Origin of the sequence: Pseudarthrobacter sp. AL07, from assembly GCF_029960665.1 — a bacterium.
GTDB lineage: Bacteria > Actinomycetota > Actinomycetes > Actinomycetales > Micrococcaceae > Arthrobacter.
The window spans coordinates 73,887-98,848 of the sequence record NZ_JASBRB010000008.1; the positions used below are offsets into that span (position 1 = coordinate 73,887).

Consider the following 24,962-nt stretch of genomic DNA (forward strand, 5'->3'; position numbering starts at 1 on the left):
AAGCTGGTGGCATGCCCGAATCCAGCTCCACCGCACCCGTCCCTGACTCCCCCACTGCCGGCACCCCGGCTGTTTTCCGGGAGAGGCTGTGGCCGAACGTCTGGATCTGGGTGATCGCGGCGGGAATCTCCGGCGCCGGGATCCTCGTTTTCGCGCCGATCAGCATGGCTGCAGGCTACACGGCGGCCGGCGTCCTGTTCACGATCATGGCTGTCCTGCTGGTGCTGTCAACCCCAACCATCATTGTCACCAGTGACGCGTTGACGGTAGGTCGTGCCACGATCGAGCGCCGCTATGTTGGCGAAGTGGCTGCGTTCCGCAGCAAGGACGCCACGGCCCAGCGGGGGACCCGGCTCAATGGCCTCGCCTACCTGTGCATCCGTGGCTGGGTCGACCCGGTGGTTCGGATCGAAATTGCGGACCCGTCAGACCGGACCCCCTATTGGCTGACGTCGTCCAAGCGGCCCGAGGAACTCACAGCCGCGCTTTCGCGGAAATAGCAGCCCGGAATATCGCGGCGCGCCCTCGCTCCTAACCCAAATAAGTGCCGGTGAGTGGCAGAGTTTCGATTGATAGTAATGCCAGGGTGGAGGATTTGTATGCAGGATCTACGGCTTGTAGGCGTACACGACGACGGGGAGCATCTCCTGTTGAGCGGTGCCGGCGGCGAGATGTTCCAGCTGCCGATCGATGAAGCACTGCGGGCGGCCAGCCGGTCTTCGGCGAAGACCGCTTCCGCAGTCGCGCCCATTGCCATGTCCCCTCGGGACATCCAGTCACGGATCCGCAGCGGCGCCACCGCAGCGGACGTAGCTGAGCTTTCGGGGCTGCCCCTCGCAAAAGTCGAGCGGTATGAGGGCCCAGTCCTTGCCGAGCGGGAGTATGTAGCGCAGCAGGCGCGGAAGGTGGAAGTCGCCTCGCCCTCCCCCGGCCACGACACCTACCGCTCCGTTTTTGGCGACAATCCGGCGTCCCTCCAGGACATGGTCAACCACCGGCTTTCAGCCCACGGGGTTGAGCCTTCCACCGTGGAATGGGATTCCTGGCGTCGCCAGGACGGCAACTGGACCGTGGTGGCCCGTTTTGAAACCCAAAGGGACGGCACCTCCGGCATCGGCGAGGAGCCGCCTGCGCAATGGACGTTCAGTCCGGTCCGCAAGTCGCTGCACAACGCCAATCGTTGGGCTCAGCAACTCAGTGAGCTCGAGCCGCTGGACGGTCCCGTCCCGGCCCGCCGCCTCGCTGCGGTCTCGGACCGGCCGTTTGACTTTGAAACCGATGCAGAAGCTGCTGCCGCCCGCAATGCGACCGGTCCGCAAACCGTCACGCCGGCCAGGGAATCCGACGGTCTCCTCGATATGCTCCGTTCACGCCGCGGCCAGCGCCTCGGAGTCGACGAAGACGCCGACGACGCCCTGGCCCTGCTCCTGACCCACGGCGTGCCGGCTGCCCATCCGCGCCCTTCGGAGGTGGTCCCGGAACCGGAATCCAGGGACCAGAAATACCGCGAGCCGGAAACACGGGATCCGGCTCCTACCGATTCCAGTTTGCCAGACGAAGCCACGCCCGCTGGCGCAGCAGATCCCCTCACCCGCAAGCGGGACGTCCGGCCATCAATGCTGTCCCGGCTCAGCCTCATCCCGCAGCACCGGGACTCTGACGATGATGACGTCCTGAAACTGCACGACGGCGTCAGCACCGACACGAGGGAAATAACCATCGTGGCGTCCCCGCCCCGTCCCGCAGGACACGGTGCCCCCGGAGAATCAGGGTCGGGGCGTCCTGCGCCGAACGTGGGCCTTGACGAACTGCTGGGCGGCGGAAGCCCGCGCAGGGCAGCCTACACGGCTGGCCCCGATGACGCAGGATCCGGCCAGCACCACGATCATGACGTGGACCAGCCTGAACGGCAGCCGGCGAAACCGAAGCGCTCCACGGTTCCCAGTTGGGACGAGATCGTCTTCGGGACCAAACGGGACTAACGCCTCAGCGTCGCCGCGGCCTGCCTTCGGCCGCAAAGCACAGCAGCGGTACTTCGCGTTCCGCTTTGGTCAGCGAGCCGTGCTGGCCCACCACTTCCATGGCGGCGGGACGCCCGCGGCGAGTGTCGTAGAGCGCCAGGGCGTCACGCGCGGCAATCATGATGTCGCCAATCCTGGGCCCGACGGCGGGGCGCAGTGGGCCGAACAGTCCGGCGGCGACGGCATCCGCCCTGGTAAAAGCCCAGATCCTGTCGCCGAAACGGGTACGCCACGCACGCAACAAGCGCTCCCGGCCTGCGGCGTCCGCCGGATCCTCAAGGTAGAGGTGGACCATCCGCGGCTCCCCCGCTGTATGCCGCACGCCATCAACAAGCGACGTGTCCGCGGAGAAGTCGATCCGCTGTTGTTCCGGGACGTCGAGCATCCCATGGTCCGCCGTGAGAAGTACTGTGGTCCCGGCCGGAAGCGAGGCGTGCAGCCGTTTGACGGTTGCGTCGAGTTCTTCGAGCTGGTGTTCCCACTGTTCAGACTGGCAGCCGTGCCGGTGGCCTGCCTTATCCAGTTCGTTGACGTAGAAGTACATCAGGGACTTTCCGGCGGTGTCCATGGCCTCAGCGGCGGCAGCCGTGCGGGCGTGGGCAGTCACTCCTGGGATGAAATTCCCGCCGCGGAGGGCCGCCTGGGTCATGGGCGAGTCGCCGAACTGCGGCAGGCTGACGGTGGTCACATTAAGTGATTCGGCGGCCCGTTCGAGGACGGTAGGGAACGGCTGCCACTCGGCGGGGTCCACCTTGGCATCCCAATTGCCGAGCATGTTGACCACCTTGTCCTGGCCCGGGTCCAGGACGTCGTAGCCCACCATTCCGTGCTGGCCGGGAGGGAGGCCTGTGCCGAAGCTGGCAAGGGCAGCGGCCGTGGTCGAGGGGAAGGTGGAGTCCAGCCATACCGGAACTTCCCCCTGACCGGACTGCATAACGGAGCGCAGGAACGGTGTGTGGGCGGACTTCTGTTTCAGCAGGTTCCGGCCCAGGCCGTCGGCCAGGACCACGCAGACGCGAGACGCCGGCGGAAGGCCCAGGGTATTGGTGAAACCTTCCACTCCGAGACTTGCGGCTGCGCTGGTGAGGACGTCCGCGATAGACCGCTGGCCAAAGGCGGGCGCGGGCGGCATGCTCAGTTGCGCGGCGGACCCTTGGGAAACCGCTGCGGAAGCGGCTGAGGAGACCGTTGTTTTCCCTTGGTCCGGCATCTCAGCGCTGCTGATGCCCGCGGCTGAGCCTGTTTCCGAACACACCTGTCCGGGGCCGGGGCTGGAGCGTTTGGCCGGCGTGCGCCACCGGAGCGGTGGAGCCGGTGTTCACAGCCCGCAGGGCGCGGGCGAAGAGTTTGGCGTCCTGGACGGCCTGTGCCCCGTCGGCTTCAGCGCTGATCCGCAGGACGATGTCCTCCTGGGCAATGGTGCCGCTGTAACCGTGGTCTGCCTCGCATTGCGGGTCTCCGCAGCTCGCGGGCCCCATGTCCAGCCTCTGCCCGCCGGACCAGGCAATGGCGAGGGTGACTTCCCGGACCGGATCCGAAGGCTTGTAGTCCTGCGGCTGGGAGTACATATAGCTCAGGACCACGGAACGGATCTGCGCGACGGGCACCGATTCGGTGGAAATCTGGGCCACGATCTGTTCGCCGGCGTCGTCGAGCTGCTGGTCGTCCACGTGGGTGATCACCAGCATGTCGGCGGTCAGGACCAGCACCGTGATGTGGCGGCGGACCTCGGCCCGGTCGAAGTGGGTTTCCAGGTGGACCAAATGGGCCACGCATTCGCGACCGTCCAGGGCGTCGTCAACGACGTCGGCCACCAGTCGCGGGTAGAAACCCGCCTTCTGGAGCGCACCGTCCAGGCTCTGGCCCTGGGGCGTGTGGCTGTGTGAGCTGTGCGGGCGGGTTGCCTGGTTGTCACTGCCGGAGGTGGAAGGCGTCGACGGGGAAGGCTGTGAGCTCATTCCCCCATTTTCACAGATCGGCCGGGGACATGCTAACCGCGGTCAGCCGAGCATGGCCCGGCGGGCACTGTCAGTGCGCTGGGCCGCGTTACCGATCCGGATATCTGCGGCCAGGATGGACACGCCCTGAGCCCCGCAGAGAACCGGGTTGAATTCCACCAGCGCGATCTCCGGATGGTTGTCCTTCATCCAGGCCAGCCGCCCGGCGATCTCCTCCAAAGCGGCAATATCCACGGCGGGAAGACCCTGGTAGCCGAAGAGTTTGCGGGCGGCCCGGGGTCCGCGGATGAAGTCCTTCACGTCCACGGCGGACAGCGGAGGCACGCGGTGCGACCAGTCATCCAGCAGATTGACGGCGTCCCCGGCCAGCCCGAAGGAGACCACCGGCCCCAACAGTGGATCCTCGATGGCCCGGAACGTGCACGCCTGCCCCACAGGAGCCATGGACTGCACCTCCAGTGCCGGGGAACCGTAAGGTGCCAGCGAGCGCCGCATCTGCACGATGTTGCGGCGTAGGGAATCCGGATCCTCGATGTCGAGGCGGACTCCCCCCAGGTCGAGGCGGTGGCGAAGTGCCGGGTCCGTGGTTTTCAGCGCGACCGGCCAGCCCAGCCTTCCGGCGGCAGCTACGGCCTCATCTTCAGAGTCGAACCCGGCAGATGGCAGCACCGCAATGCCGTAGTGCGCCAGCAACTCTGCCGCTGACGCCGGTTCCAGGGTCTTAAGTTGCTCCTCGTGGACATCGTGCAGAAGCTGATCCAGCAGGATCCGTGCGCCCTCCGGATCGCAGCCTTCGGGCTGAACAAAGTTGCCGGGGTCCCGTGCCACCCATTCCGCGTAGCGCACCACGGCGGCGAGCGCAGCCACAGCCGCACCGGCGTTCGAGAAGCACGGCACTGTCTGCTGTTCGGCCCCCACCATGCCCTCCACATAGATGGAGGGGTCAAGGATGCCGGTGAAGGCAGCGACGACCGGTTTCCCGGCGGCGGCCGAGCATTCAGCCAGGACCTCGGCGATATGGTCCACCGTCAGGCCGCGGACCGGCAGCAGCGCGGCCACCACGGCATGGACGGCGTCGGACGCGAGAGTGTCCCGGAGGCTGCGGCGGAGGGCTGGCAGTGCCAGGGACATGCCGGCGTCGAGATCCACATCAGTGACGATGCCATCCACGGTCAGGCCGTGTGCCTCGGCGCTGTCCGCCACCACTTTGCCCAGCGCCAGGGAGTTGCTGAAGATGGCCAGTCCGGGCCCCGCCGGGAGCGGCTGCCCGGACACTATCTGGGTGATGTCCATCAGCTGTTCGATGGTCTCTACCCGGATGACGCCGGCCTGGCGCATCATGGCGTCCAGTGCTCCGGCGGGCGCCTGGGTGGTACGTACGGCGTGGCCAGGCGGCAGCCGCAGGCCCATGGTTTCCGATTTCGCCACCACCACGGGCTTGCTGCGGGCAAGCCGCCGGGCGATCCGGGAGAATTTGCGGGGGTTCCCGATCGACTCCAGGTAGAGGCCCACCGCGGTAGTGTCGGCGTCGTCCTCCCAGAACTGCATCATGTCGTTGCCCGAGACGTCCGCGCGGTTGCCGGCCGACAGGACCGTGGAAACGCCCAGCCGGCGGCGGTGTGACGCCGCGTAGAGCGACACACCGATCGCCGCCGACTGGCTGAACAGTCCCAGGCCACCGCGGCTGGGCAGTGAGGGCGCCATGGAGGCGTTCAGCCGCACGTCCGGATGGGTGTTAACGATCCCCAGGGATGCGGGCCCGATCACCCGCATGCCGTTGGCCCTGGCCTTGCGCACGAGGTTGCGCTGGCTGGCGAGGCCGCGTTCGCCGTCGTCCTCGAAGCCCGCGGAGGCGATCACCAGACCCTTGACCCCCGCCGCGGCGCACTGATCAACCACCGTGGCCACTTCCTCATACGGAACAGCGATCACTGCGAGCCCCACCGGCTCCGGAACCTCGGAAATCCTGCCGAAGGACAACATCCCGGCGAGCTCCAGCGCCTCCGGGTTGATGGCGTAGACCTGCCCGGAGTAGCCGCCTTCGATGATGTGTTCCAGCAGCTGGTAGCCCACGGTCCCCCATTTGCGGCTCGCCCCGATGACGGCAACGGACGACGGCGCCAGCAGGTCCCGGACGCTTCTCGCTTCGGCGCGGTGCTCGCGTGATTCCATCACTGCACGGGACTTTTCGGTGGGGTCGATGTTGAACTCCAGGCTGACCACGCCGTCGTCGAAATGGCGTTTGACGTCGTAGCCGGCATCGGCGAACACCATCAGCATTTTGCGGTTTTCCGGCAGCACCTCGGCACTGAAGCGCCGGATCCCGTTTTCGTGGGCCGCCGTGGCAAGGTGTTCGAGCAGGATTGAGCCGATACCCCGGCCCTGGTGGGCGTCGGCGATGTTGAACGCGACTTCGGCTTCGAGGGGGTCATTCAGCCTGTCGTAGCGGCCGATTCCCAGGATTTCGCCGCCGAAGGTAATCACCATGGCAACCCGATCCTTGTAGTCCACTTCGGTGAAGCGCTTGAGCTCCTTGCTGGACAGCCGGGCCTTGAACGCGAAGAAGCGCATGTAGATTGAGTTCTGCGACTGCCCGGTATGGAAAGCCTGGACCGCGTCCGCATCGCTGGGGTGGATGGGCCTCAGATGGGCCGTTCCACCGTCACGGAGTACGACATCAGCTTCCCAATGTTCCGGATATTCGCCGTCCCCGGGCTGATCCACCATAGGCTTAGCCTAACCACAAACTCACGGCGCAGGCCGTGTGCCCGGAGCTCATCCTCCACACCTGCACCCAGACCACTGCTTCACCAGTCACGCAGAAGGATCCACCAGCCCCATGGCCCGCCGCCAAAGCCCAGCCCCTGCCGGGGACGCTCCCCAGGATTTCGTCGAGAACATCGTGGACATTGATGTGACGTCCGAGATGGAAGGCTCCTTCCTTGAGTATGCGTATTCGGTGATTTACTCCAGGGCCCTGCCTGATGCCCGGGACGGGCTCAAGCCGGTCCAGCGCCGGATCCTGTACATGATGAGCGAGATGGGCCTGCGTCCGGACCGCGGCCACGTTAAGAGCGCGCGCGTGGTGGGCGAGGTCATGGGTAAACTCCACCCCCACGGCGATACCGCCATCTATGACGCCATGGTCCGGATGGCCCAGGACTTCTCGCTGCGCCTGCCGCTGATTGACGGCCACGGAAACTTCGGCTCTCTCGACGACGGTCCCGCGGCACCCCGGTACACGGAGGCCAGGCTCGCGGCGGCGGCCCTGACACTCACCGACCACCTCGACGAAGACGTAGTGGACTTTGTCCCTAACTACGACAACCAGCTGACCCAGCCGGACGTCCTACCGGCCGCGTTCCCCAACCTGCTGGTCAACGGCGCCACGGGCATCGCGGTGGGAATGGCCACCAACATGGCCCCGCACAACCTCGTTGAGGTCATCTCCGCGGCGCGGCACCTGATCGCCCACCCGGACGCGACCCTCGATGACCTGATGCGCTTTGTGCCCGGACCGGACCTGCCAACGGGGGGCCGGATCGTGGGCCTGGACGGAATCCGGGACGCCTACGCCACCGGACGCGGTTCCTTCAAGACCCGCGCAAAGGTGGAGATCGAGCAGCTCTCGGCCCGGCGCACCGGCCTGGTTGTCACCGAGCTGCCGTACATGGTCGGCCCCGAAAAGGTGATCGAGAAGATCAAGGACGCGGTCAACAGCAAAAAGCTGACCGGGATCAGTGACATCGTCGACCTGACGGACCGCCAGCATGGCCTGCGCCTGGTCATCGAGCTGAAGAACGGGTTCAACCCGAACGCCGTCCTCCAACAGCTCTACCGCTACTCGCCGATGGAGGATTCCTTCGGCATCAACAACGTGACCCTGGTGGATGGCCAGCCGCAGACCCTCGGCCTGGTGAAGCTGCTCTCCGTCTACGTGGAGCACCGGATCGATGTGGTGCGCCGGCGGACGGCCTTCCGGCTGGGCAAGAAGAAGGACCGCCTCCATCTGGTGGAGGGCCTGCTGATCGCCATCGTGGACATCGATGAGGTCATCCAGATCATCCGTTCTTCGGATGAGGTGGCGGCCGCCAGGGTCCGCCTCATGTCCATCTACGATCTTTCCGAAATCCAGGCCAATTACATCCTGGAATTGCGGCTGCGGCAGCTGACCAAGTACTCCCGGATCGAGCTTGAAAAGGAGCAGGAGGAGCTGCGCCGCGAGATCGCGGAGCTTGAAGCCATCCTCGGCTCCGAGGAGCGGCTGCGCGGACTTGTGTCCTCCGAGCTCGGCGAAATCGCCGAAAAATACGGTACGCCGCGGCGCACCGTCCTGCTCGAATCCGAGGCTGTTTCCCCCACCGTGGCCGCAGCTTTGTCGGCCGCCCCCAACGGCAAGGGCAAGGCCGCGCCGCTGGCCCTGGAGATCTCGGACGATCCCTGCTGGGCCATCCTGACGGCGTCGGGACAGATCGCGCGGACATCCAACCAGGATCCCCTCGCGGAGTCCGGGCCGCGTGCCAAGCACGACGTTTTCCGTTCCGTGGTCAAGTCCTCGGCCCGTGGGGAAATAGCCGCGGTCACCTCACAAGGCAGGATGCTTCGGCTTCAGGTCATGGACATGCCCGTACTGCCACCCATGTCCGGGCTGCCCAACCTCGCCGGCGGTGTCCCGGCCAAGGACTTCATCACACTGCTCAAGGGTGAAACGCTGGTGGCGTTTGCACCGCTCGATGAAGTGCTGGCCATCGGCACGGCCCACGGCGTGGTCAAGCGGGTCCAGCCCGACTACCCCCTGAACCGCGAGGACTGGGAAGTCATCACGCTCAAGGACAAGGATGAAGTGGTGGGTGTGGCGCCGGCCGGGTCTGAGGAGACTGATCTGGTGTTCCTGACCCGTGAGGCGCAATTGCTCCGTTTCAGCGCCGCCAACGTCCGGGCCCAGGGCAGGACGGCCGGCGGCATGGTGGGCATCAAGCTGGCCGCCGGGGACCAGGTGCTGTTCTTCGGGGCTGTCACCGCCGCCGACGACGCCGCCGTGGTGGTCACCGTTGCCGGCACCCACGGAGCCCTGCCGGGCACCGCGCCGGGGGCGGCGAAGGTCACATCTTTCGCCGAATACCCTGCCAAGGGCCGTGCCACAGCAGGCGTCCGCGCCCACAGATTCCTCAAAGGCGAAGACACGCTGCTGCTGGCGTGGGCCGGGCACGGACCTGCGAAGGCCTCATCGCTGGCCGGCATAGCCAGGTCGCTGCCGCAGGAGCACGGCCGGCGTGACGGTTCCGGGATTCCGCTCTCCCAGGCAGTGGACGCGGTGGGTCCGGCCATGACGTGGAGCGATCCGTCCTAGACTGCTGCCATGCCTATCATTCCTGATGAAAAGGACTGGACCTGGGTCCTGTCCCGGCCTTGCCCCGAGTGCTCCTTCGACGCTTCCACCGCCACACCGGCCACGGTGCCGGGCAGCGTGGAAAACATGCTGCCGCGCTGGCGGGCTGTCCTCCGCAGGCCCGAGGTGGCCGAACGCCCGGATGACAGGACGTGGTCGGCCCTGGAATACGCCTGCCACGTCCGCGACGTCTTCACGCTGTTCGACCAGCGGCTGAACCTCATGCTCGACGCCGACGGCGCCCAATTTGAGAACTGGGACCAGGACCTCACCGCCGTCGAAAAGGACTACGCCAACGCCGATCCCGCCGTGGTCAGTGCAGAACTGACGGCGGAGGGTGAACAGATCGCGGAGTCCTTCGCCGGCGTCCGGGAAGCCGAGTGGGACCGGCGGGGCGTCCGCAGCAACGGCTCCGAATTCACGGTCCTGACGCTTGCCCAGTACTTCCTGCACGACGTCGTCCATCACCTCCACGATGTGGACGGCTGAGGAGCAGACGGCTCAGCCGGGGACGCTGCACCGGGCAGGCCGGGCAGGGAACGAGCCGGGAACGCCGGGCTGCGCATGCCCGACGTTCAGGCCACCGGCCTCAGCCCACCAGCGAAGCAGCCGCGCCCGTCCGGGAAGCTGCCGGGAGTTCCAGCCGGGCGTCATCCGGCTGGATGTCGGCCGGATTGTGGGTGACCATGACAACTGTGCGGTCTTTCAGGCCGGCGCGGAGGTCTGCCAGCATTTCCCGTCCCGACTGTGCGTCCAGATGAGCCGTGGGCTCGTCGAGCAGGATAACTTCGGCCCCCGTCAGCAGGGTCCGCGCCACAGCCAGGCGCTGCCGCTCGCCGCCGCTGAGGAAGGAGCCGCCCGGCCCGATCCGGGTATCCAGCCCGGCCGGTAGCCGCGAAACCAGGGCGCTGAGGCCGACGGCGGTCAGTGCCGCTTCAAGCTCGGCGTCACCGGCCGTAGGCGCACCATCGGCAGGCGTGCCATCGCTGCGAGCAGCGGAAGCGCCGGTAACCGCGTCCGCGGCTGGGACGCCCAGCATGAGGTTGCCCCGCACCGTCGAATCGAACAGATGTGCCTCCTGCGGGCACCAGGCCGCCGTCCCTGTCACCGCTGTGCGGCCGGTGACGGCCGGCAGGAATCCCAGCAGGACGGCGAGCAACGTGGATTTCCCCGCGCCGGACGGTCCGGTGACCGCCAGCCAGGTGCCGGGTCCGGCAGTTGCGGAGATCCTGGAGAACACCAGTTCTCCGCCGGGCCAGGCCGCCCCCACATTTTCCAGTTCAACGCCGGCGGCGGCGCCGGAACGGGCGGGGACAACGTGCCGGCCGCCGGCGTTCCCTGGATCGATGGCGCCATCGCCCAGCACGCCGGAGTCACCGATCCGGCGCATAACGCTGCGCAGCGCCGGGTACTGGCGCACCGCCGTCGTCACCGCTGCGTACGGTTCAACCAGCGCCAGCTGCAGCAGCACAACAACCGCCGCAGTGGCGGGCTCCAGGGTTCCCGCCAGCACCTGGGGTGCGGCCAGCACGGCAGCGGCCAAGGCGGCGCTTCCGCAGCCAGCGACGGTGATGGCCTGGCCGAGGCCTTCGGCCCACGCGGAACGCTGCGATGCCCGGGTGGCCAGGCGGTCCTCGGAGCGCAGCGCGTCCAGGACGGTGCCCGCGACTCCATTCGCGTGCAGCTCTGCCCGGGCATCCAGCGCAGCCGACGTGCGCCGCAGGACGCGTGCCCGCAGACTCTGCTCCGCTGTAGCTGAGCGGCGGTCCCCCCACAGGGCCGCGGCCGGCGCCAGGAACAGGCTGAGCGCCGCTGCCAAGACACCGGCAGGCAGCGCAGCAGGCGCCACCAGCGCGGTTGCCACCAGCGCCGAACCGGCCACGGCAAGGGCCGTCACTGGCGGCAGGACAACCCGCGGCAACAGATCCCGGACGGTGTCGACGTCGTCAATCACCGTGCCCAGGACGTTCCCGCCCTGCAGTAGCCGCCGGAGCGAGAGTGCCTTCCGGCTCAGTGCTTCCCAGAGCCGGCCGCGCAGCCGGGTGAGGGCGCCGAAGACGGCGTCGTGCAGCAGGAGCCGTTCCCAGTAACGCAGCACGGCGCGTCCGATACCGAAGAACCGCACACCGACGATGGCGGTGAGCAGGTACAGGATGGGTGGCTGTTCGCTCGCCCTGATGATGAGCCAGCCCGACAGGCCGGACAGTGCCACGGCGAAAATGGCGGCAAAGGTGCCCACCACGGCGGCACCGGCGAACCGGCCGGACACCGGTGACAGCAGTCCGGTCAGGAGACGGGCAGTCCGGCTTGGCCGGGGATCACCTGCGGCAGGGTTCTGTGTCCCCGCCAGGTGACGCCCGACAGTTTCCAGGACATGCTCCTGCGCCGCGGTAGTCCCGGTGGGCCGGGTCCCGGCCAACACCACGGCTCCGCCGGAGGGAACGGTGATGCCGTGGGCCGATACAGGCACCAGATGGTCAGCCAGCTCGCGGGTCTGTTGGTCGTGAGCCACCAGGATGACGGTCACCTGGCCCCGGAGCGCACGGATCGAATCCTGCACCAGCGCCGCCGACACCCCGTCAAGGTGTGCGGTGGGCTCGTCGAGCAGCAGAACGGTGGCACCGGACCTGATGCGGGCCAGGCCCCGAGCCAACGCAACGCGCCGCAGCTCGCCCGGGCTCAGTTCGGCCGGATGGTGGCCGGCGAGGTGCCCGGCTGCCGCCGCCGCCAGGCAATCCCTTGCCGCCTCGGCTGCCGCCGGAGTATCAGGTCCCGTTCCGCCACCGAGATACAGCATGACCTCCCCGAGCACGGAGTCCGCCACCATCACCGGATGCTGCGGAACCCAGGCGATGGCGTCGCGCTGCAGGCCGGCGAGGCGGCCGGACACTGTGGTTCCGCCGCCGTCTCCGACGGTCCCGGCCAACACGCCAAGGACAGTGCTTTTGCCGGCGCCGCTGGGGCCGTCCAGGGCGGTGATCAGCCCTTGCGGTGCAGTGAACGTTAAGGGCCCGACGGCGGGAGCGGAGCGTCCGGAGTAGGTGACGGCGAGGCCCGTGACTCTCACTCCCCCGGACCCGGGCACGGAGCCCGTGCTGCCGCCGTCGGACGCGGCAGCTTCGTGTCCCGGTGCGGGCAGCGGCTGCGGCTCGGGTGCTTCGGTGACCTTTCTGGTCGCGGCCAGGGCGGCCCGGCCGTCCTCACTGGCGTGGTGGGCCGTGCCCAGCTCGCGCAGCGGCAGGTAGCAGTCGGGGGCGAGGATCAATGCCAGCACGCCGGCCTCGAGTGGCATGTCGCCGTGCACCAGGCGGACGCCAATGAACACGGCAACCACTGCGACGGAAATCGTCGCGATCAGTTCCAGGGCCAGTGCGGACAGGAACGCGGTGCGCAGTGTCCCCATGGTCCTGGCGCGGTATTCCTCCGAGATCTCCTCGAGGGCCCTGCGCTGGGCGGCGGCACGGCCCAGTCCCACCAGGACCGGCAGGCCCTTGGCGAGCTCAAGCATGTGGGCGGACAGCCGGGTCAGGCTTTCCTGGGCCGCGCTGACATGGTCCTCGGTGTACCGGCCAATCAGCACCATAAACAGCGGGACCAGCGGAACTGTCAGGACAATCACCACCGCGCTGACCCAATCGGTGAACAGGATGCGCGCCCCGAGCAGCAGCGGAATCGCGGCACAGTTGACGAGGGCGGGCAGGAACTGCGTGTAGTAGCTGTCCAGAGCATCCAGACCGCGCGTGGCCAGCACGGCCAGCCCGCCGTCGGCCGGGCCGGTGCTGCGTGCACCGTTCCGCAGGGCCCGGGCCAGCAGTTCGGCGCGGAGCTCCTCCTTGATGCCCAGCGCGGCGCGGCGCGCTGCGATGCCCTGGGCCCACACGGTGGCAGACCTCAGGACAACGCCCGCCAGGCCCCACGGCAACTGCTCGGGCCAGGACCCGCTCCCGAACGCCAGGCCGGCCAGCATGGCAGCCACGGACTGCCCCATCAGAACCAGCGACAGCGCCTTCAGTGCCGCCAGCAAGCCAAGCCAGTAAATGGCGGAACGGGTTGCCGGTCCGGCCGGAAAATCCGGGCGCACAGCCGGTCAGCCCTTCGTGGTGAACGCCCTGACGGCAATGGCCGGCAGGAAGCTGTGGGCCACGGGGATCTGGGACGCGCTGACCCGGCGCCGGAACACCCAGTAAGTCCACGCCTGGTAGGTGATCACCAGGGGCAGGCCAACAGCTGCCACCACGCTCATGAGGCCGAGCGTGTAATCGGACGACGACGCGTTGGAGACGGTGAGATCAAACGCAGGGTCCAGGGTGGAGGGCAGCACTACGGGGAAAACGGCGCCGAAAATGGACGCGCTGCCGAGAAGGAGGAAGGCCCCCATCGCCATAAATGCCCTGCCTTCGGATCCGCGCCGGGCCAGGAACCATGCGGCTGCTGCGGCCACCACGGCCACGATCACCGCTGCCCAGGTCCACGGCTTGCCCTCCAGGAACTGGAGGATGAGTGCCCAGCCGGCCAGGGGCAGCAGCAGGACCGGAAGCAGCCGGACGAACCAGCGGCGCGCACGGTGGCGGATGTCGCCGTCGGTCTTCAATGCGAGGAACGCCAGCGCGTGGAGCAGGGAGAATCCCACCACGGCCAGCCCGCCCAGCACGGCGTACCCGCTGAACCAGGCGAACGCACCGCCTTCGCGGTCACCGTTCGCGTTCAGCGGCAGGCCGGTGGTGGTCAGAGCCAGTGCGGCGCCGACACCGAAGGCGGCAAAGAAGGAGCCCAGCGCGATCGCCCAGTCCCAGCGTGCGCGCCACGTGTCGGTGTCACCCTTGCCGCGGTATTCGAATGCCACGGCACGGAAGATGAGGGCTACCAGCACTACCAGGAGGGGGAGGTAGAGGGCGGAAAACAGCGAGGCGTACCACAGCGGGAACGCCGCAAACGTTGCGGCCCCGGCGGTAATCAGCCAGACCTCGTTGCCGTCCCAGACCGGGCCGACGGTGTTCAGCAGAACGCGACGCTCGGTGTTGTTCCGCGCGAACAGTTTCATCAGCATTCCCACGCCGAGGTCAAATCCTTCAAGGAAGAGGTATCCGGTCCAAAGCACCGCGACGACGATGAACCAGATGGTGGGCAGCAGTTCCATGCTCGGGTATCCTCTGCTCTTCTTAGTAGGCGAATGCCAGGACGTCGCCGGCGGGTTTGCCGGCGCCAGGGCCCTTGTCGGTGTCCCCGTTTTCGTCGGCCGGGGTGTGGGCCAGTTCCGGCATCGCGGATACCACACCGCCCCGGATGAACTTGACCAGGAGTTTGACCTCAACCACAAGCAGTGCGGCATAGACGGCGGTCAGAACGATCAGTGAGGTCAGCAGTTCACCGGCCGACACTCCGGGTGAGACGGCTGCCGCGGTGAACATAAACACCTGGTCAATGCCGTTCAGTGCCGGGTTGGGGGCCACCACAAACGGCTGCCTGCCCATCTCGGTGAAGATCCATCCGGCCGCGTTGGCGCCGAACGGGGCCAGGATGCCGAACACCGCGAGGCGCATCAGCCAGCGCGATGCCGGTACCGTGCCCTTTCTTGTCACCCAGAGCGCCAGGAGCGCGGCAAGCGCCGCTAAACCCCCGAAGCCGATCATCATCCGGAAGCCCCAGTACGTGACTTCCATGACCGGGACGTACTGGATCTCCTGGCCTGCCCTCTCGCCGTAGATCGGGTTGTTGGGCAGGTGGGTTCCGTAGTCGGCCTTGTACTGGTCCAGGAGGCTGTTTACGCCCTTGACCTCGGTGGTGAAGTCGCCCTTGGCGAGGAAGGACAGGATGCCGGGTACTTCGATCACGGCCTTGATGTCATCGCAGTTCTTGGAGCCCAGGTTCCCGATGCTCAGCACGGAGAAGCCCGTACCGTCGTGGCAGGCGGCTTCGGCCGCGGCCATCTTCATGGGTTGCTGCTCAAACATCAGCTTCCCCTGGAGGTCGCCGGTCAGTGCGGTGCCGGCGAACGAGATCATGGCGACGACGGCGCCGATCCGCAGGGAGCGGATCCAGACTTTGTAATCGGTCCGGTCACGGCCGGGGATGGCTGCTTCACCGGGAATCACCTTCCCGTCGGCGCCGACGGTGTCGACTCCGTCGGTGCGCCGGCGCCATAGGTGGTACCAGGCAATACCGAGAAGGAAGCCGCCGGCAACGGCCAGTGCGCCCAACAGGGTGTGCGGGAAGGCCACGAGTGCGGTGTTGTTGGTGAAGACTGCCCAGGCGTCCGTCATGACCGGCCGGCCGTCGATAATCTTCGCGCCCACGGGATGCTGCATCCAGCTGTTGGCTACGATGATGAAGTACGCGGAGAACACCGATCCCACCACGGCCACCCAGAGGCAGGCCAGGTGGATGGCTGGCTTCAGCTGCTTCCAGCCGAAGATCCACAGGCCCAGGAACGTGGACTCAACGAAGAAGGCCAGCAGCGACTCCAGCGCCAGCGGCGCCCCGAAGATGTCGCCAACGAAACGGCTGTATTCGCTCCAGGCCATGCCGAACTGGAACTCCTGCACAATGCCGGTAGCGACGCCCATGATGAAGTTGATCAGGAAGAGCTTGCCCCAGAACTTGGTCATCCGGAGGTATTCCTCCTTGCCGGTGCGGTGCCAGAGCGTCTGCATCACGGCGACCAACAGGCCCAGTCCGATGGTGAGGGGCACCATCATGAAGTGGTAGACGGTGGTGATGCCGAATTGCCAGCGTGCGATTTCCAGAGCTTCCACAGCAGTCCCTCGGTTGGCGGTGCTACTTTTCTACGATTCGTAGAACTTTGACTTCTACAGAGTGTAGAACAATGCGGCGAGCACTGTAAACCAACATTTCCATGACGAAGTGGCGCCCACAAGGCCGCGGCGCGCCGACTGTTCTACCGTACGTAGAAACTCAGCCGAAAAACAGGTAAATTTGTTCTTGTATATGTAGCGCTGGTGCAGTCACCGCGGCCGTCAACGGCCCGGTGCGGGGAAATCGAAGGATGTATGGCAATGGCAAGTCTTGGCGAACTGGAACGGGCAGTGATGGATCTGCTCTGGGCGGGCCACGAAGCAGCCACAGCGAATACCCTGCGCGACAGACTGGCAACAACTACTGAAGCAAACGGGGACGCCGCAGGGCATGAGGGCAAGGAGCTTGCCGTCACAACAGTCCTGACCGTCCTCTCGCGGCTCGAGAAGAAGGGCCTGGTGGAGCGGGAACGCGGTACGCGGCCGCACCGCTACCAGGCCGTTTCGAGCAGGGAAGACCACACGGCGGAACTGATGCATGAAGTCCTGGGCTCGGCGCCGGACCGCGAAGCCGTGCTGGCACGGTTCATCGGCTCCGTGACGGACAGTGAAGCGGAAACCCTGCGCAAACTGCTTGGCCACATCTAGGGGACCATGTTCTGGACCTCGTACCTGCTGGCGGTCCTGGCGATAGTCCTGGCGTGGCCAGTGCCTATCCTGCTTTCACGTGCCTCCTGGCCGGCACGGTCACCATTCACGGCCATGCTGCTGTGGCAGGCAATAGCACTCGCGGGCGGACTGTCCATGATCGGCGCCATGCTGGTCTACGGGCTCGAACCGATCGGAGACAACCTCATCTCGGGGCTGCGCGGGCTGGCGGCCATGGTCTTCTTCAACGCGCCCACCACGGCACTGGGCTTCTGGCATCTCTTCGCACTGTCCGCCGCGGCGCTGCTCACCGCCCACCTGGTCTTCACCCTCCTGCTGACGTACTACAGGATCGAGCGGCAGCGGCGTCGGCACCGGGAACTCCTGGCCCTGTTGGCCGCCCCGTCCGTTGACGCAGACCGAACAGTGGTCATCAGCCACGATTCACCTGTTGCCTATTGCCTGCCGGGCGGGGCCCGCTCCGTTACGGTGCTCTCGGACGGCCTGATGGCGGCTCTGGAGCCGGCCGAATTAAGGGCGGTCCTGAGCCACGAGAATGCCCACCTCAACCAGCGCCACCATCTCCTGCTCTGGGCGTTTGCCGCATGGCGCCAGGCGCTCCCCTGGCTGCCCACCACCCGCCTCGCGCAGGAGGCGGTGAACTCGCTGATCGAGATGCTGGCTGATGACGTAGCCCTCAAGACGGAAACCAACGCCACGCTCATCAAGGCGATCGCCATAGTGGCCAGCGGCCCCACCGGAGGTATGGCCGCTGGTACGGCGACGGGTGTGGCGGCCGCCGCCCTGCCGTCCGCGCACCCCGGCCTTGCCCTGGATGGGCTTGAGGCGCCCGCCGGCGCCGTCTCAGGTTCTGCCCGGACCACCATGTCCCGGGTCAGCCGGCTGCTGTCCCCTCAGCCGCAGCTTCCTGCCGCCGCCCGCGGGCTGGTGCTCGCCGGCTGCGCCCTGCTCCTGGCCCTGCCCACCGCCCTGCTGATCGTGCCTGGCCTGCTGGGTTGAAGCGCGGCTACTGAACCTCGCATCGGCTGGATCCCGTCCCGGACTGAATCCCCGATTGTGGGCTGTGACGTCCTGGGCCGGTCCGTCACCGGTTGTCAGGCGTCGATCCGCTCCCGGTCCAGGCTGGAGGCGCCGGCGATGATGAAGTCTTTACGGGGGGCCACATCGGATCCCATCAGCAGGTCGAACGTGTCCTCCGCGTGCTTGGCATTCTCGATGCCCACTTTGCGCAGTGTCCGGTGCCGCGGATCCATGGTAGTTTCGGCCAGCTGCCCGGCGTCCATCTCGCCCAGGCCCTTGTACCGCTGGATCGGCTCCTTGTAGCGCTTGCCTTCCCCGGCCAGCCGGGCCAGGAGCACATGCAATTCCGTCTCCGAGTAGGTGTAGATCATGTCATTGGCCTTCTGCCCGGCGTTGATGACCTCCACCCGGTGCAGAGGCGGCACGGCAGCATAGACTCTTCCGGCGTCGATCATGGGGCGCATGTACCGGAAGAAAAGCGTCAGCAGCAGAGTCCGAATGTGCGCGCCGTCCACGTCGGCGTCGGTCATCAGGATGACCTTGCCGTACCGGGCCGCGTTGATGTCGAAGCTGCGGCCCGAACCTGCGCCCACCACCTGGATCAGCGCAGCACATTCCGCGTTGGACAGCATGTCTCCCACGGACGCCTTCTGCACGTTCAGGATTTTGCCGCGGATGGGCAGCAGCGCTTGGAAGTCCGAGGACCGCGCCAGCTTGGCAGTTCCCAGCGCCGAGTCGCCTTCCACAATGAACAGTTCGGAACGGTCGACGTCGTCCGTCCGGCAGTCGGCGAGCTTGGTGGGCATGGACGAGGTCTCCAGGGCGTTCTTGCGCCGCTGGGTCTCCTTGTGCACCCGAGCGGAAATCCGGGACTTCATCTCGCTGACAATTTTTTCCAGCAATAGCGCTGAGTGGGCCTTGTCATTCCGGTTGGCTGAGTTCAGCTTCGCGGTGATCTCCTGCTCAACGACCTTCGCGACGATGGCGCGGACCGCGGAGGTGCCCAGGATCTCTTTGGTCTGGCCCTCGAACTGCGGCTCGGACAACCGGACCGTCAGCACAGCCGTCAGCCCGGCGAAGATGTCGTCTTTCTCAATTTTGTCGTTCCCGGCCTTCAGCTTGCGGGCGTTGGCCTCCACTGCTTTCCGGAACGTCTTAACCAGCGCCTGCTCGAAGCCTGACTGGTGGGTTCCGCCCTTGGGCGTCGCGATGATGTTGACGAAGCTACGGACGGTGCTGTCATAGCCGATGCCCCAGCGGAGCGCCACGTCCACTTCACAGTCGCGTTCAACCTCGGCGAGCTGGCTGTGCCCGCGCTCGTCCAGTACCGGCACGGTTTCCTTGAATTTGCCTGAACCGTGCAGCCGCCAGACGTCGGTGACGGCAGGATCGGCGGCCAGGAACTCGACGAACTCGGACAGGCCGCCGTCGTGGTGGAACACCTCTTCGTGGCCCGCCGTTTCACCGGGGGTCCCTGGCAGCCTGCGTTCATCGCGGACGGTGAGCTTGAGCCCCGGCACCAGGAAGGAGGTCTGCCGTGCCCGCGCGGCCAGTTCGTCATAAGAGAACTTGGCGTCCGGCGTGAAAATCTGGCGGTCTGCCCAGTATCGGATCCGGGTCCCGGTCACACCACGCTTCGCCTTGCCTACCACGTCCAGCACGGAGCCGTCCACAAACGGCGCGAACACTGCCGACGGGTCCAGCTTGGACCCCTGGTCCTTGAAGCGCCCCGGCTCGCCGCGCCGGAATGACATTTTGTAGGTTTTGCTGCCGCGGTCCACTTCAACGTCCAGGCGGGCAGACAGGGCGTTCACCACGGAGGCGCCTACGCCGTGCAGGCCGCCGGAAGCCGTGTAGGACCCGCCGCCGAACTTGCCGCCCGCATGGAGTTTGGTGAAGACCACCTCAACGCCGGTGAGTCCCGTTTTCGGTTCCACGTCCACGGGGATGCCGCGGCCGTCGTCGTGAATTTCCACGGAGTTGTCCGCGTGCAGGATGATCTTGATGTCGTGGCCAAAACCGGCAAGCGCTTCGTCCACCGAGTTGTCGATGATCTCCCACAGGCAGTGCATCAGCCCGCGCGAATCGGTGGAACCGATATACATGCCGGGGCGCTTGCGGACGGCTTCGAGGCCCTCCAGGACAGAAAGATGCCGGGCGGTGTAATCGGAACTTGGTGCCACGGGTTGTGAACTCCTTCAGTGACGGAACTGCGGGCGCTGCGGGCGCTGCAGGCGCTGCAGGCGCTGCATCAAGCCTAGTCGGCGCGGCAGCAGGCGGGTGGCTGCCACACGTGGCCAAGGCTGTGCGCGGCCCACTCGTTATCCTTCCGTGACGGAACCCTGCGCCTTGATCAATTCTTGTGGCTACGCGGACAGCGAACTTGACCCGTCCTTGCGATGGAATTGCTACGAATACTGGTTACATAGACATACAGATCTACTAAGGAGGCCGACATGACAACAGCAGTGGCAGACCGCACACTCAACGCACTGGACCGGTGCGATCGCTGCGGAGCTCAGGCATATGTCCGCGTTGTACTCGAGTCCTCCGGCGGTGAGTTGCTGTTCTGCGGCCACCACGCCCGTGCAATCGAGGCTACACTGAGGCCGCTGAGCTCCGACTGGCACGACGAGACGGGCAGGCTTCACGAGAAGGCTCCGGTGGCCGTCGACTGACCAGGCGCACCCAACCTTGCACACCAAAGAAGAGGACTCCTCCAGCCGGAGGGGTCCTCTTCTTTGGTACGGAGACCACGCATTGAATCCCAAAGCGGACAACGCAGGTCCCCTCCTCACCCCTCAACCCGAAGATGATGGGCGGAAGGTGACCCGCGCTGCCTGAGTCCCGATCTAGTCCAGGTAGTCCCGCAGCACCTGCGACCGTGACGGGTGGCGGAGCTTGGACATGGTCTTTGATTCGATCTGGCGGATACGCTCACGCGTGACTCCGTAGACCTTGCCGATTTCGTCTAAAGTCTTCGGCTGGCCGTCGGTCAGGCCGAAACGCATGGCCACCACGCCGGCTTCGCGCTCGGACAGGGTGTCCAGAACGGAATGCAGCTGTTCCTGCAGGAGCGTAAAGCTTACGGCATCAGCGGGAACGACGGCTTCGGAGTCCTCGATGAGGTCGCCGAACTCGGAGTCGCCGTCTTCACCCAGCGGGGTGTGCAGGGAGATTGGTTCGCGGCCGTACTTCTGGACCTCGACGACCTTTTCAGGAGTCATGTCCAGTTCGAGGGCCAGTTCTTCCGGCGTGGGTTCCCGGCCCAGGTCCTGGAGCATCTGGCGCTGCACGCGGGCCAGCTTGTTGATGACTTCGACCATGTGCACCGGGATGCGGATGGTGCGGGCCTGGTCTGCCATGGCGCGGGTGATGGCCTGGCGGATCCACCATGTGGCGTACGTGGAGAACTTGAAGCCCTTCGTGTAGTCGAACTTCTCGACAGCACGGATTAGACCCAGGTTGCCTTCCTGGATGAGGTCAAGAAACAGCATGCCTCGGCCGGTGTAGCGCTTGGCCAATGAAACCACGAGGCGGAGGTTGGCTTCGAGCAAGTGGTTCTTGGCGCGCTTACCGTCGTGGATGACGAACTCAAGTTCACGCTTGAACTTGGGTTCCATCGAGCCGTCGTCGGCGTTGATCTTCTCTTCGGCGAAGAGTCCGGCTTCGATCCGAAGCGCGAGGTCGACTTCCTGCTCGGCGTTGAGCAGCGCAACCTTACCGATCTGCTTGAGGTAATCCTTGACAGGGTCAGCCGTGGCACCGGCCGACATCACTTGCTGGACAGGGGCATCGTCGTCATCGGCATCCGAGTAGACAAACCCCTTGCCCGTTGCTGCGGAGGCAGCCTTGGCGGCGTTGATCTCGCTGTCATCGGCGATGTTGATGTCGTCGAGGTCCTCCTCAACGTCCTCATCATCGTCGCCGCGCGCGGATTTTCCGGCTGCTTCGGCAGCGGCTTTGGCGCCGGGCTTGGGTCCGCGCTTCTTGGGCTCAGGCTTGCCGTCCAAACCGGCGTCACCGGAGGCATCCTTAATGGCTTTGTTGGCTGCCCGCGTCGCTGCTCGCTTGGCGTTCGTTGCAGCCTGCTTCGCCTCAGGGGACAAATCGTCCTGGGCGGCGGGTTCCTTCTTCGCGGAAGACGGGGTCACAGAAAACCTTTCTAGCGGCGGTCTGTGGAATCACCATACGGGCAACACCACTATGACCCTGTCAAGTCCGTGATGAATATCAGGTGCAACCACGGCCGGCAGAGTCTACAAGTAGAACTGCCGGGGCGGCCATAATGTTCCCTGCTGGGCTTCATCATATGCACTTGATTCACGGACCCAACCGGGTCTCGGCAACCATTGTCTCACGGTTTTCCCCAAACCCGGCCTCAAAGCTGTCCCATCCCGGTCCACACGGGCAAGGCTACAACGGCTCAGGCTGCATCCGGTTCGAATTTCCGCCAGGCGGCTTCCTTCCGTGCAGCCCAGCCACAGAGGGTGCCGCGCCGCACCAGCTCAAGCATGAGTTCAGCCAACCGGTAGCCTGGTTGCTCCTCAAGGGCACGGCCGAGGTACGCGGCAGCGTACGACCCCCGCCCCCTGCACCACGCGATCCACCCACGTCCGGTCAGCGCGGCCGCACCGGCCTGACCGCCGCACGCCGACAGCTGTTCCAGCACTGCGTCAAGGCTGTTAAGGGTGTGCCAGGCAGGAACCACAGGGTCCAGCCCCAACAGGACTTCGCCATACCCCGGAATGCCTGGGATACCCTGACCGGCTGGCCCCCATCCTGCCGCTCCGGCTCCGGACGCTAGTCCGGAAGGTTCGAAGCCCAGGAGTGCAGGCCCCACCGGAGCCAGGATGCAGCCCGCATCGAAGATATCGAATTTCTCGGCACCCGCCAGGGCGGCCGCCTGACCGGCGGCGGCCATCACCAGGACGGCGTCACGCCAGGCCGGGACACGGAGCGACGCGCGAAGGTAGCCAATCTCGTTGACCGGCAGCACCTGACCAGGCACGTTGGCCAGCAGGGCCTCCCACTGGACCATCAGCTGGCCGAACTGGTCCCTGCTCCCCCGGCGCCGGTCCAGCTGCTCCGCCCACGTTTCCTCGTAGGCAAGGATGGCCGTCCGGTCCGCCCCGGAAAGCGTGGGCGGAGGGTGGGCACCGTCCTCTGGTGCGGGCCCGACGCTGCTGCCGCGGAAAACCATCTCGGCGTTGAGCATGCTGTCCCGGATCGCCTGAACGGACCGGCCCGGCGAGGGGCAGCAGGACGGGTCGGTGCAATAGGCATCACGCCAGTAGGCGTCACCGACATACCAGGCGTCACGTACCGGCATGCCCGCGGCCCCCAGTTCCGACTGCAAGGCGTCAAGTAGCCCGCGGTAGGTTCCAGGTGGTTCCATCCAGCCGTCGTTGGTGAAGCAGGCCAGCAGGGCCGCGTCGGCATTCCCGTCAGCCCGGAGATAGTCCCGCACTGTGCGGGCGTAGTCCCGCGGGTCCGCGAGGGTTTCCGGGCCTGGAAGATCCAGCCTCAGGGTTGCTCCCAGCCGGTTCCCCTGCAGGGTCATGGCAACCAGGCTGTCGGCAGGCCAGTAGCCCAGGGAATGCGGAATGAAGCCGAGGATGTCTTCAGGGCCTCGGACGGTCAGGTGTTCTGAAGGTTTCATGGTTCCAGCTTTGGCGCAGCGCGAACGGCAGTGAAGCGCCAACTTGCCGTATGTGAAGAACACGCCTGGAAACCTGCCTGTGCAGGAAAGGTGTCAGTCTTTGCCCGCGCGGTCCTTGGACTCGGATGGCTGGCGCCGCCGGGCCAGGTTGACCCGCCGCTGCTGCGCCATGGCCCGGAGGAGCGGCGGCACCACAACACCCTGCGCGGCCATTTGACGCCGTACTTTGCGCCGGCAGACCAGCGTCATGGCGGCGCCGAAGCCCAGCAAAAGGAACTGCACGCTAAGTGCGATCCGGAACGGCTCGAGCCCGTAGAGGACGCCGCCGGAATAGCCGCTGGCCAGCAGGACGTCCAGCACGAGGCCGACCAGGAAGATCGCCACGAGGGCCGCGATGAAGCCGCCCACATTCACGATGCCCGTTGCGGTTCCGATCCTGTGCGCCGGATTAAACGTCCGCGCGAAATCAAACCCGATCATCGATCCTGGCCCCCCGATGGCCAGGACCACCACCAGGCACGCCAGCAACCACAGCGGGGAGCGGCCAGGCGTCACCAGCACGGCGGCCCAGGCAGCGGCCGTGGCCCCGGCGATGAGCAGCACCATGGTTGACCGGCGAAGTGGGTGGCGGGAAACGAACTGCCCGATGAAAGGGCCCACGGCCATCGCCGCCGCAACGTACAAGGTCATCAGGCCGGCCACGGTTGCTGCATCCAGGCCCTGTCCCGAGATCAGGAACGGATATCCCCAGGTCATGGCGAAGACCGTGCCGCTGAACTGGATGGTGAAGTGGCTCCACATCCCCAGCCGGGTACCCGGCTGGCGCCAGGCCCGCGCGAGCGAGGCGCCGGTGGCCTTCAACCCTTGCTGCGACTGGGGGGCGGGCGCACCGGGCGGGTGGTCCTTCAACAGGACCAGCACCAGCACCACCGCCAGGCCCGCCATGCCCGCGAGCATCAGGAAGCCGGGGGTCCAGCCGAAGGAATGCAGGACGAAGGCGAACGGCAGCACACTGAACAGTTGCCCCAACTGGCCCGACATGCCCGTCAGCTGCGTGACCAGGGGAACCCGGGCAGGCGCGAACCACAGGGGAATGAGCCGGATCACGGAAATAAAGGTCATGGCGTCGCCGGCGCCCACAAGAACCCGCCCTGCCACACCGCCGGGGATGGTGTCGGCGAAGGCCAGCTGGAGCTGCCCAAGTCCCATGAGGACGGCCCCGCCGGCGATCATGATGCGCGAGCCGAACCTGTCCGCCAAGAGGCCGACGGGGATCTGCAGGCCTGCGTAGACCAGCAGCTGCAGCACCGTGAAGAAGGAGATGGCGGACGCGCCGGCATGGAACCGCTCGGTGGCTTCCAGCCCCACCACACCGAATGAGGTGCGCTGGGAGACGGCCACAAGGTAGGCGAAGATGCCGATGCTCCAGATCAGCCAGGCTCGGGGTGCAGTCACCCCCTCATTATGCCCGGGCTGCTGCTCCGCCCCGGG

Annotated in this window: 17 protein-coding genes; 7 read left to right on the forward strand and 10 right to left on the reverse strand. The window is 66.3% G+C overall.

Translation table 11 applies throughout. The annotated features are described in order from the left end of the window. The first annotated feature begins 11 nt into the window (after positions 1–11). Both QK290_RS09510 and sepH read left to right on the forward strand, forming a co-directional pair. Positions 12–500, forward strand: coding sequence for a DUF3093 domain-containing protein (locus QK290_RS09510; RefSeq protein ID WP_282330424.1), 489 nt, complete (start codon positions 12–14; stop codon positions 498–500). Between the two features lie 99 nt (positions 501–599). Continuing rightward, positions 600–1,982 (forward strand): septation protein SepH, encoded by a 1,383-nt coding sequence (gene sepH / locus QK290_RS09515; protein WP_282330425.1) that lies wholly within the window; start codon positions 600–602, stop codon positions 1,980–1,982. Positions 1,983–1,986: 4 nt separating this feature from the next. Here sepH and QK290_RS09520 read toward each other — a convergent pair whose 3' ends face one another. The 3 genes from QK290_RS09520 to QK290_RS09530 are packed head-to-tail and all read right to left on the reverse strand — an operon-like array spanning position 1,987 to position 6,706. Then, complete coding sequence (locus tag QK290_RS09520) at positions 1,987–3,231, reverse strand: nucleotide pyrophosphatase/phosphodiesterase family protein (protein WP_282330426.1); 1,245 nt, start codon at positions 3,229–3,231, stop codon at positions 1,987–1,989. Position 3,232: 1 nt separating this feature from the next. Beyond that, on the reverse strand, positions 3,233–3,979 hold the full coding sequence (locus QK290_RS09525; RefSeq protein ID WP_282330427.1) for a DUF5998 family protein: 747 nt from the start codon (positions 3,977–3,979) through the stop codon (positions 3,233–3,235). Between the two features lie 42 nt (positions 3,980–4,021). Then, a complete protein-coding gene (locus QK290_RS09530; protein ID WP_282330428.1) occupies positions 4,022–6,706 on the reverse strand; it encodes a bifunctional GNAT family N-acetyltransferase/acetate--CoA ligase family protein in 2,685 nt (894 codons plus the stop codon). 112 nt (positions 6,707–6,818) lie between these two features. On the opposite strand from QK290_RS09530, the gene QK290_RS09535 reads away from it, so the two are divergent. Together QK290_RS09535 and QK290_RS09540 are read left to right on the forward strand one after the other, a co-directional pair. Then, positions 6,819–9,329, forward strand: a complete 2,511-nt coding sequence (locus QK290_RS09535) for a DNA topoisomerase IV subunit A (protein ID WP_282330429.1) — start codon at positions 6,819–6,821, stop codon at positions 9,327–9,329. Positions 9,330–9,338: 9 nt separating this feature from the next. Further along, positions 9,339–9,857, forward strand: coding sequence for a DinB family protein (locus tag QK290_RS09540; RefSeq protein ID WP_282330430.1), 519 nt, complete (start codon positions 9,339–9,341; stop codon positions 9,855–9,857). A 100-nt stretch (positions 9,858–9,957) separates the two neighbouring features. Here the strand turns inward: QK290_RS09540 and cydD are convergent, their stop codons facing one another. Genes cydD through QK290_RS09555 form a run of 3 tightly spaced genes read right to left on the reverse strand, consistent with a single transcriptional unit; the run spans position 9,958 to position 16,120 of the window. Then, entirely contained in the window at positions 9,958–13,449 is a 3,492-nt protein-coding gene (gene cydD / locus QK290_RS09545; RefSeq protein WP_282330431.1) for a thiol reductant ABC exporter subunit CydD, read from the reverse strand. A 6-nt stretch (positions 13,450–13,455) separates the two neighbouring features. Beyond that, the gene (cydB, locus tag QK290_RS09550; RefSeq protein ID WP_282330432.1) at positions 13,456–14,505 is read right to left on the reverse strand and encodes a cytochrome d ubiquinol oxidase subunit II; all 1,050 of its coding nucleotides are present in this window, start codon (positions 14,503–14,505) and stop codon (positions 13,456–13,458) included. Positions 14,506–14,527: 22 nt separating this feature from the next. Further along, the gene (locus QK290_RS09555) at positions 14,528–16,120 is read right to left on the reverse strand and encodes a cytochrome ubiquinol oxidase subunit I (protein WP_282330433.1); all 1,593 of its coding nucleotides are present in this window, start codon (positions 16,118–16,120) and stop codon (positions 14,528–14,530) included. Positions 16,121–16,381: 261 nt separating this feature from the next. Between QK290_RS09555 and QK290_RS09560 the strand changes: the two genes are divergently transcribed. Together QK290_RS09560 and QK290_RS09565 are read left to right on the forward strand one after the other, a co-directional pair. Then, positions 16,382–16,768 (forward strand): BlaI/MecI/CopY family transcriptional regulator, encoded by a 387-nt coding sequence (locus tag QK290_RS09560; RefSeq protein WP_193339923.1) that lies wholly within the window; start codon positions 16,382–16,384, stop codon positions 16,766–16,768. Positions 16,769–16,774: 6 nt separating this feature from the next. After that, on the forward strand, positions 16,775–17,788 hold the full coding sequence (locus QK290_RS09565; protein WP_282330434.1) for a M56 family metallopeptidase: 1,014 nt from the start codon (positions 16,775–16,777) through the stop codon (positions 17,786–17,788). A 95-nt stretch (positions 17,789–17,883) separates the two neighbouring features. On the opposite strand, the gene QK290_RS09570 is transcribed toward QK290_RS09565, so the two are convergent. Beyond that, positions 17,884–19,992, reverse strand: a complete 2,109-nt coding sequence (locus tag QK290_RS09570; protein ID WP_282330435.1) for a DNA topoisomerase IV subunit B — start codon at positions 19,990–19,992, stop codon at positions 17,884–17,886. Positions 19,993–20,265: 273 nt separating this feature from the next. Here QK290_RS09570 and QK290_RS09575 point away from each other — a divergent pair, with 273 nt between their 5' ends. After that, positions 20,266–20,487, forward strand: coding sequence for a hypothetical protein (locus QK290_RS09575; RefSeq protein ID WP_160670061.1), 222 nt, complete (start codon positions 20,266–20,268; stop codon positions 20,485–20,487). Between the two features lie 174 nt (positions 20,488–20,661). Here QK290_RS09575 and QK290_RS09580 read toward each other — a convergent pair whose 3' ends face one another. The 3 genes from QK290_RS09580 to QK290_RS09590 form a co-directional block, all read right to left on the reverse strand. Then, positions 20,662–21,963 (reverse strand): RNA polymerase sigma factor, encoded by a 1,302-nt coding sequence (locus QK290_RS09580; RefSeq protein ID WP_282330436.1) that lies wholly within the window; start codon positions 21,961–21,963, stop codon positions 20,662–20,664. Positions 21,964–22,235: 272 nt separating this feature from the next. After that, positions 22,236–23,471 carry a DUF4192 domain-containing protein gene (locus QK290_RS09585; protein ID WP_282330437.1) on the reverse strand — a complete coding sequence of 412 codons (1,236 nt, stop codon included), beginning with the start codon at positions 23,469–23,471 and terminating at the stop codon, positions 22,236–22,238. Between the two features lie 93 nt (positions 23,472–23,564). Next, the gene (locus QK290_RS09590; protein WP_282330438.1) at positions 23,565–24,926 is read right to left on the reverse strand and encodes an MFS transporter; all 1,362 of its coding nucleotides are present in this window, start codon (positions 24,924–24,926) and stop codon (positions 23,565–23,567) included. Between the last annotated feature and the right edge of the window lie 36 nt (positions 24,927–24,962).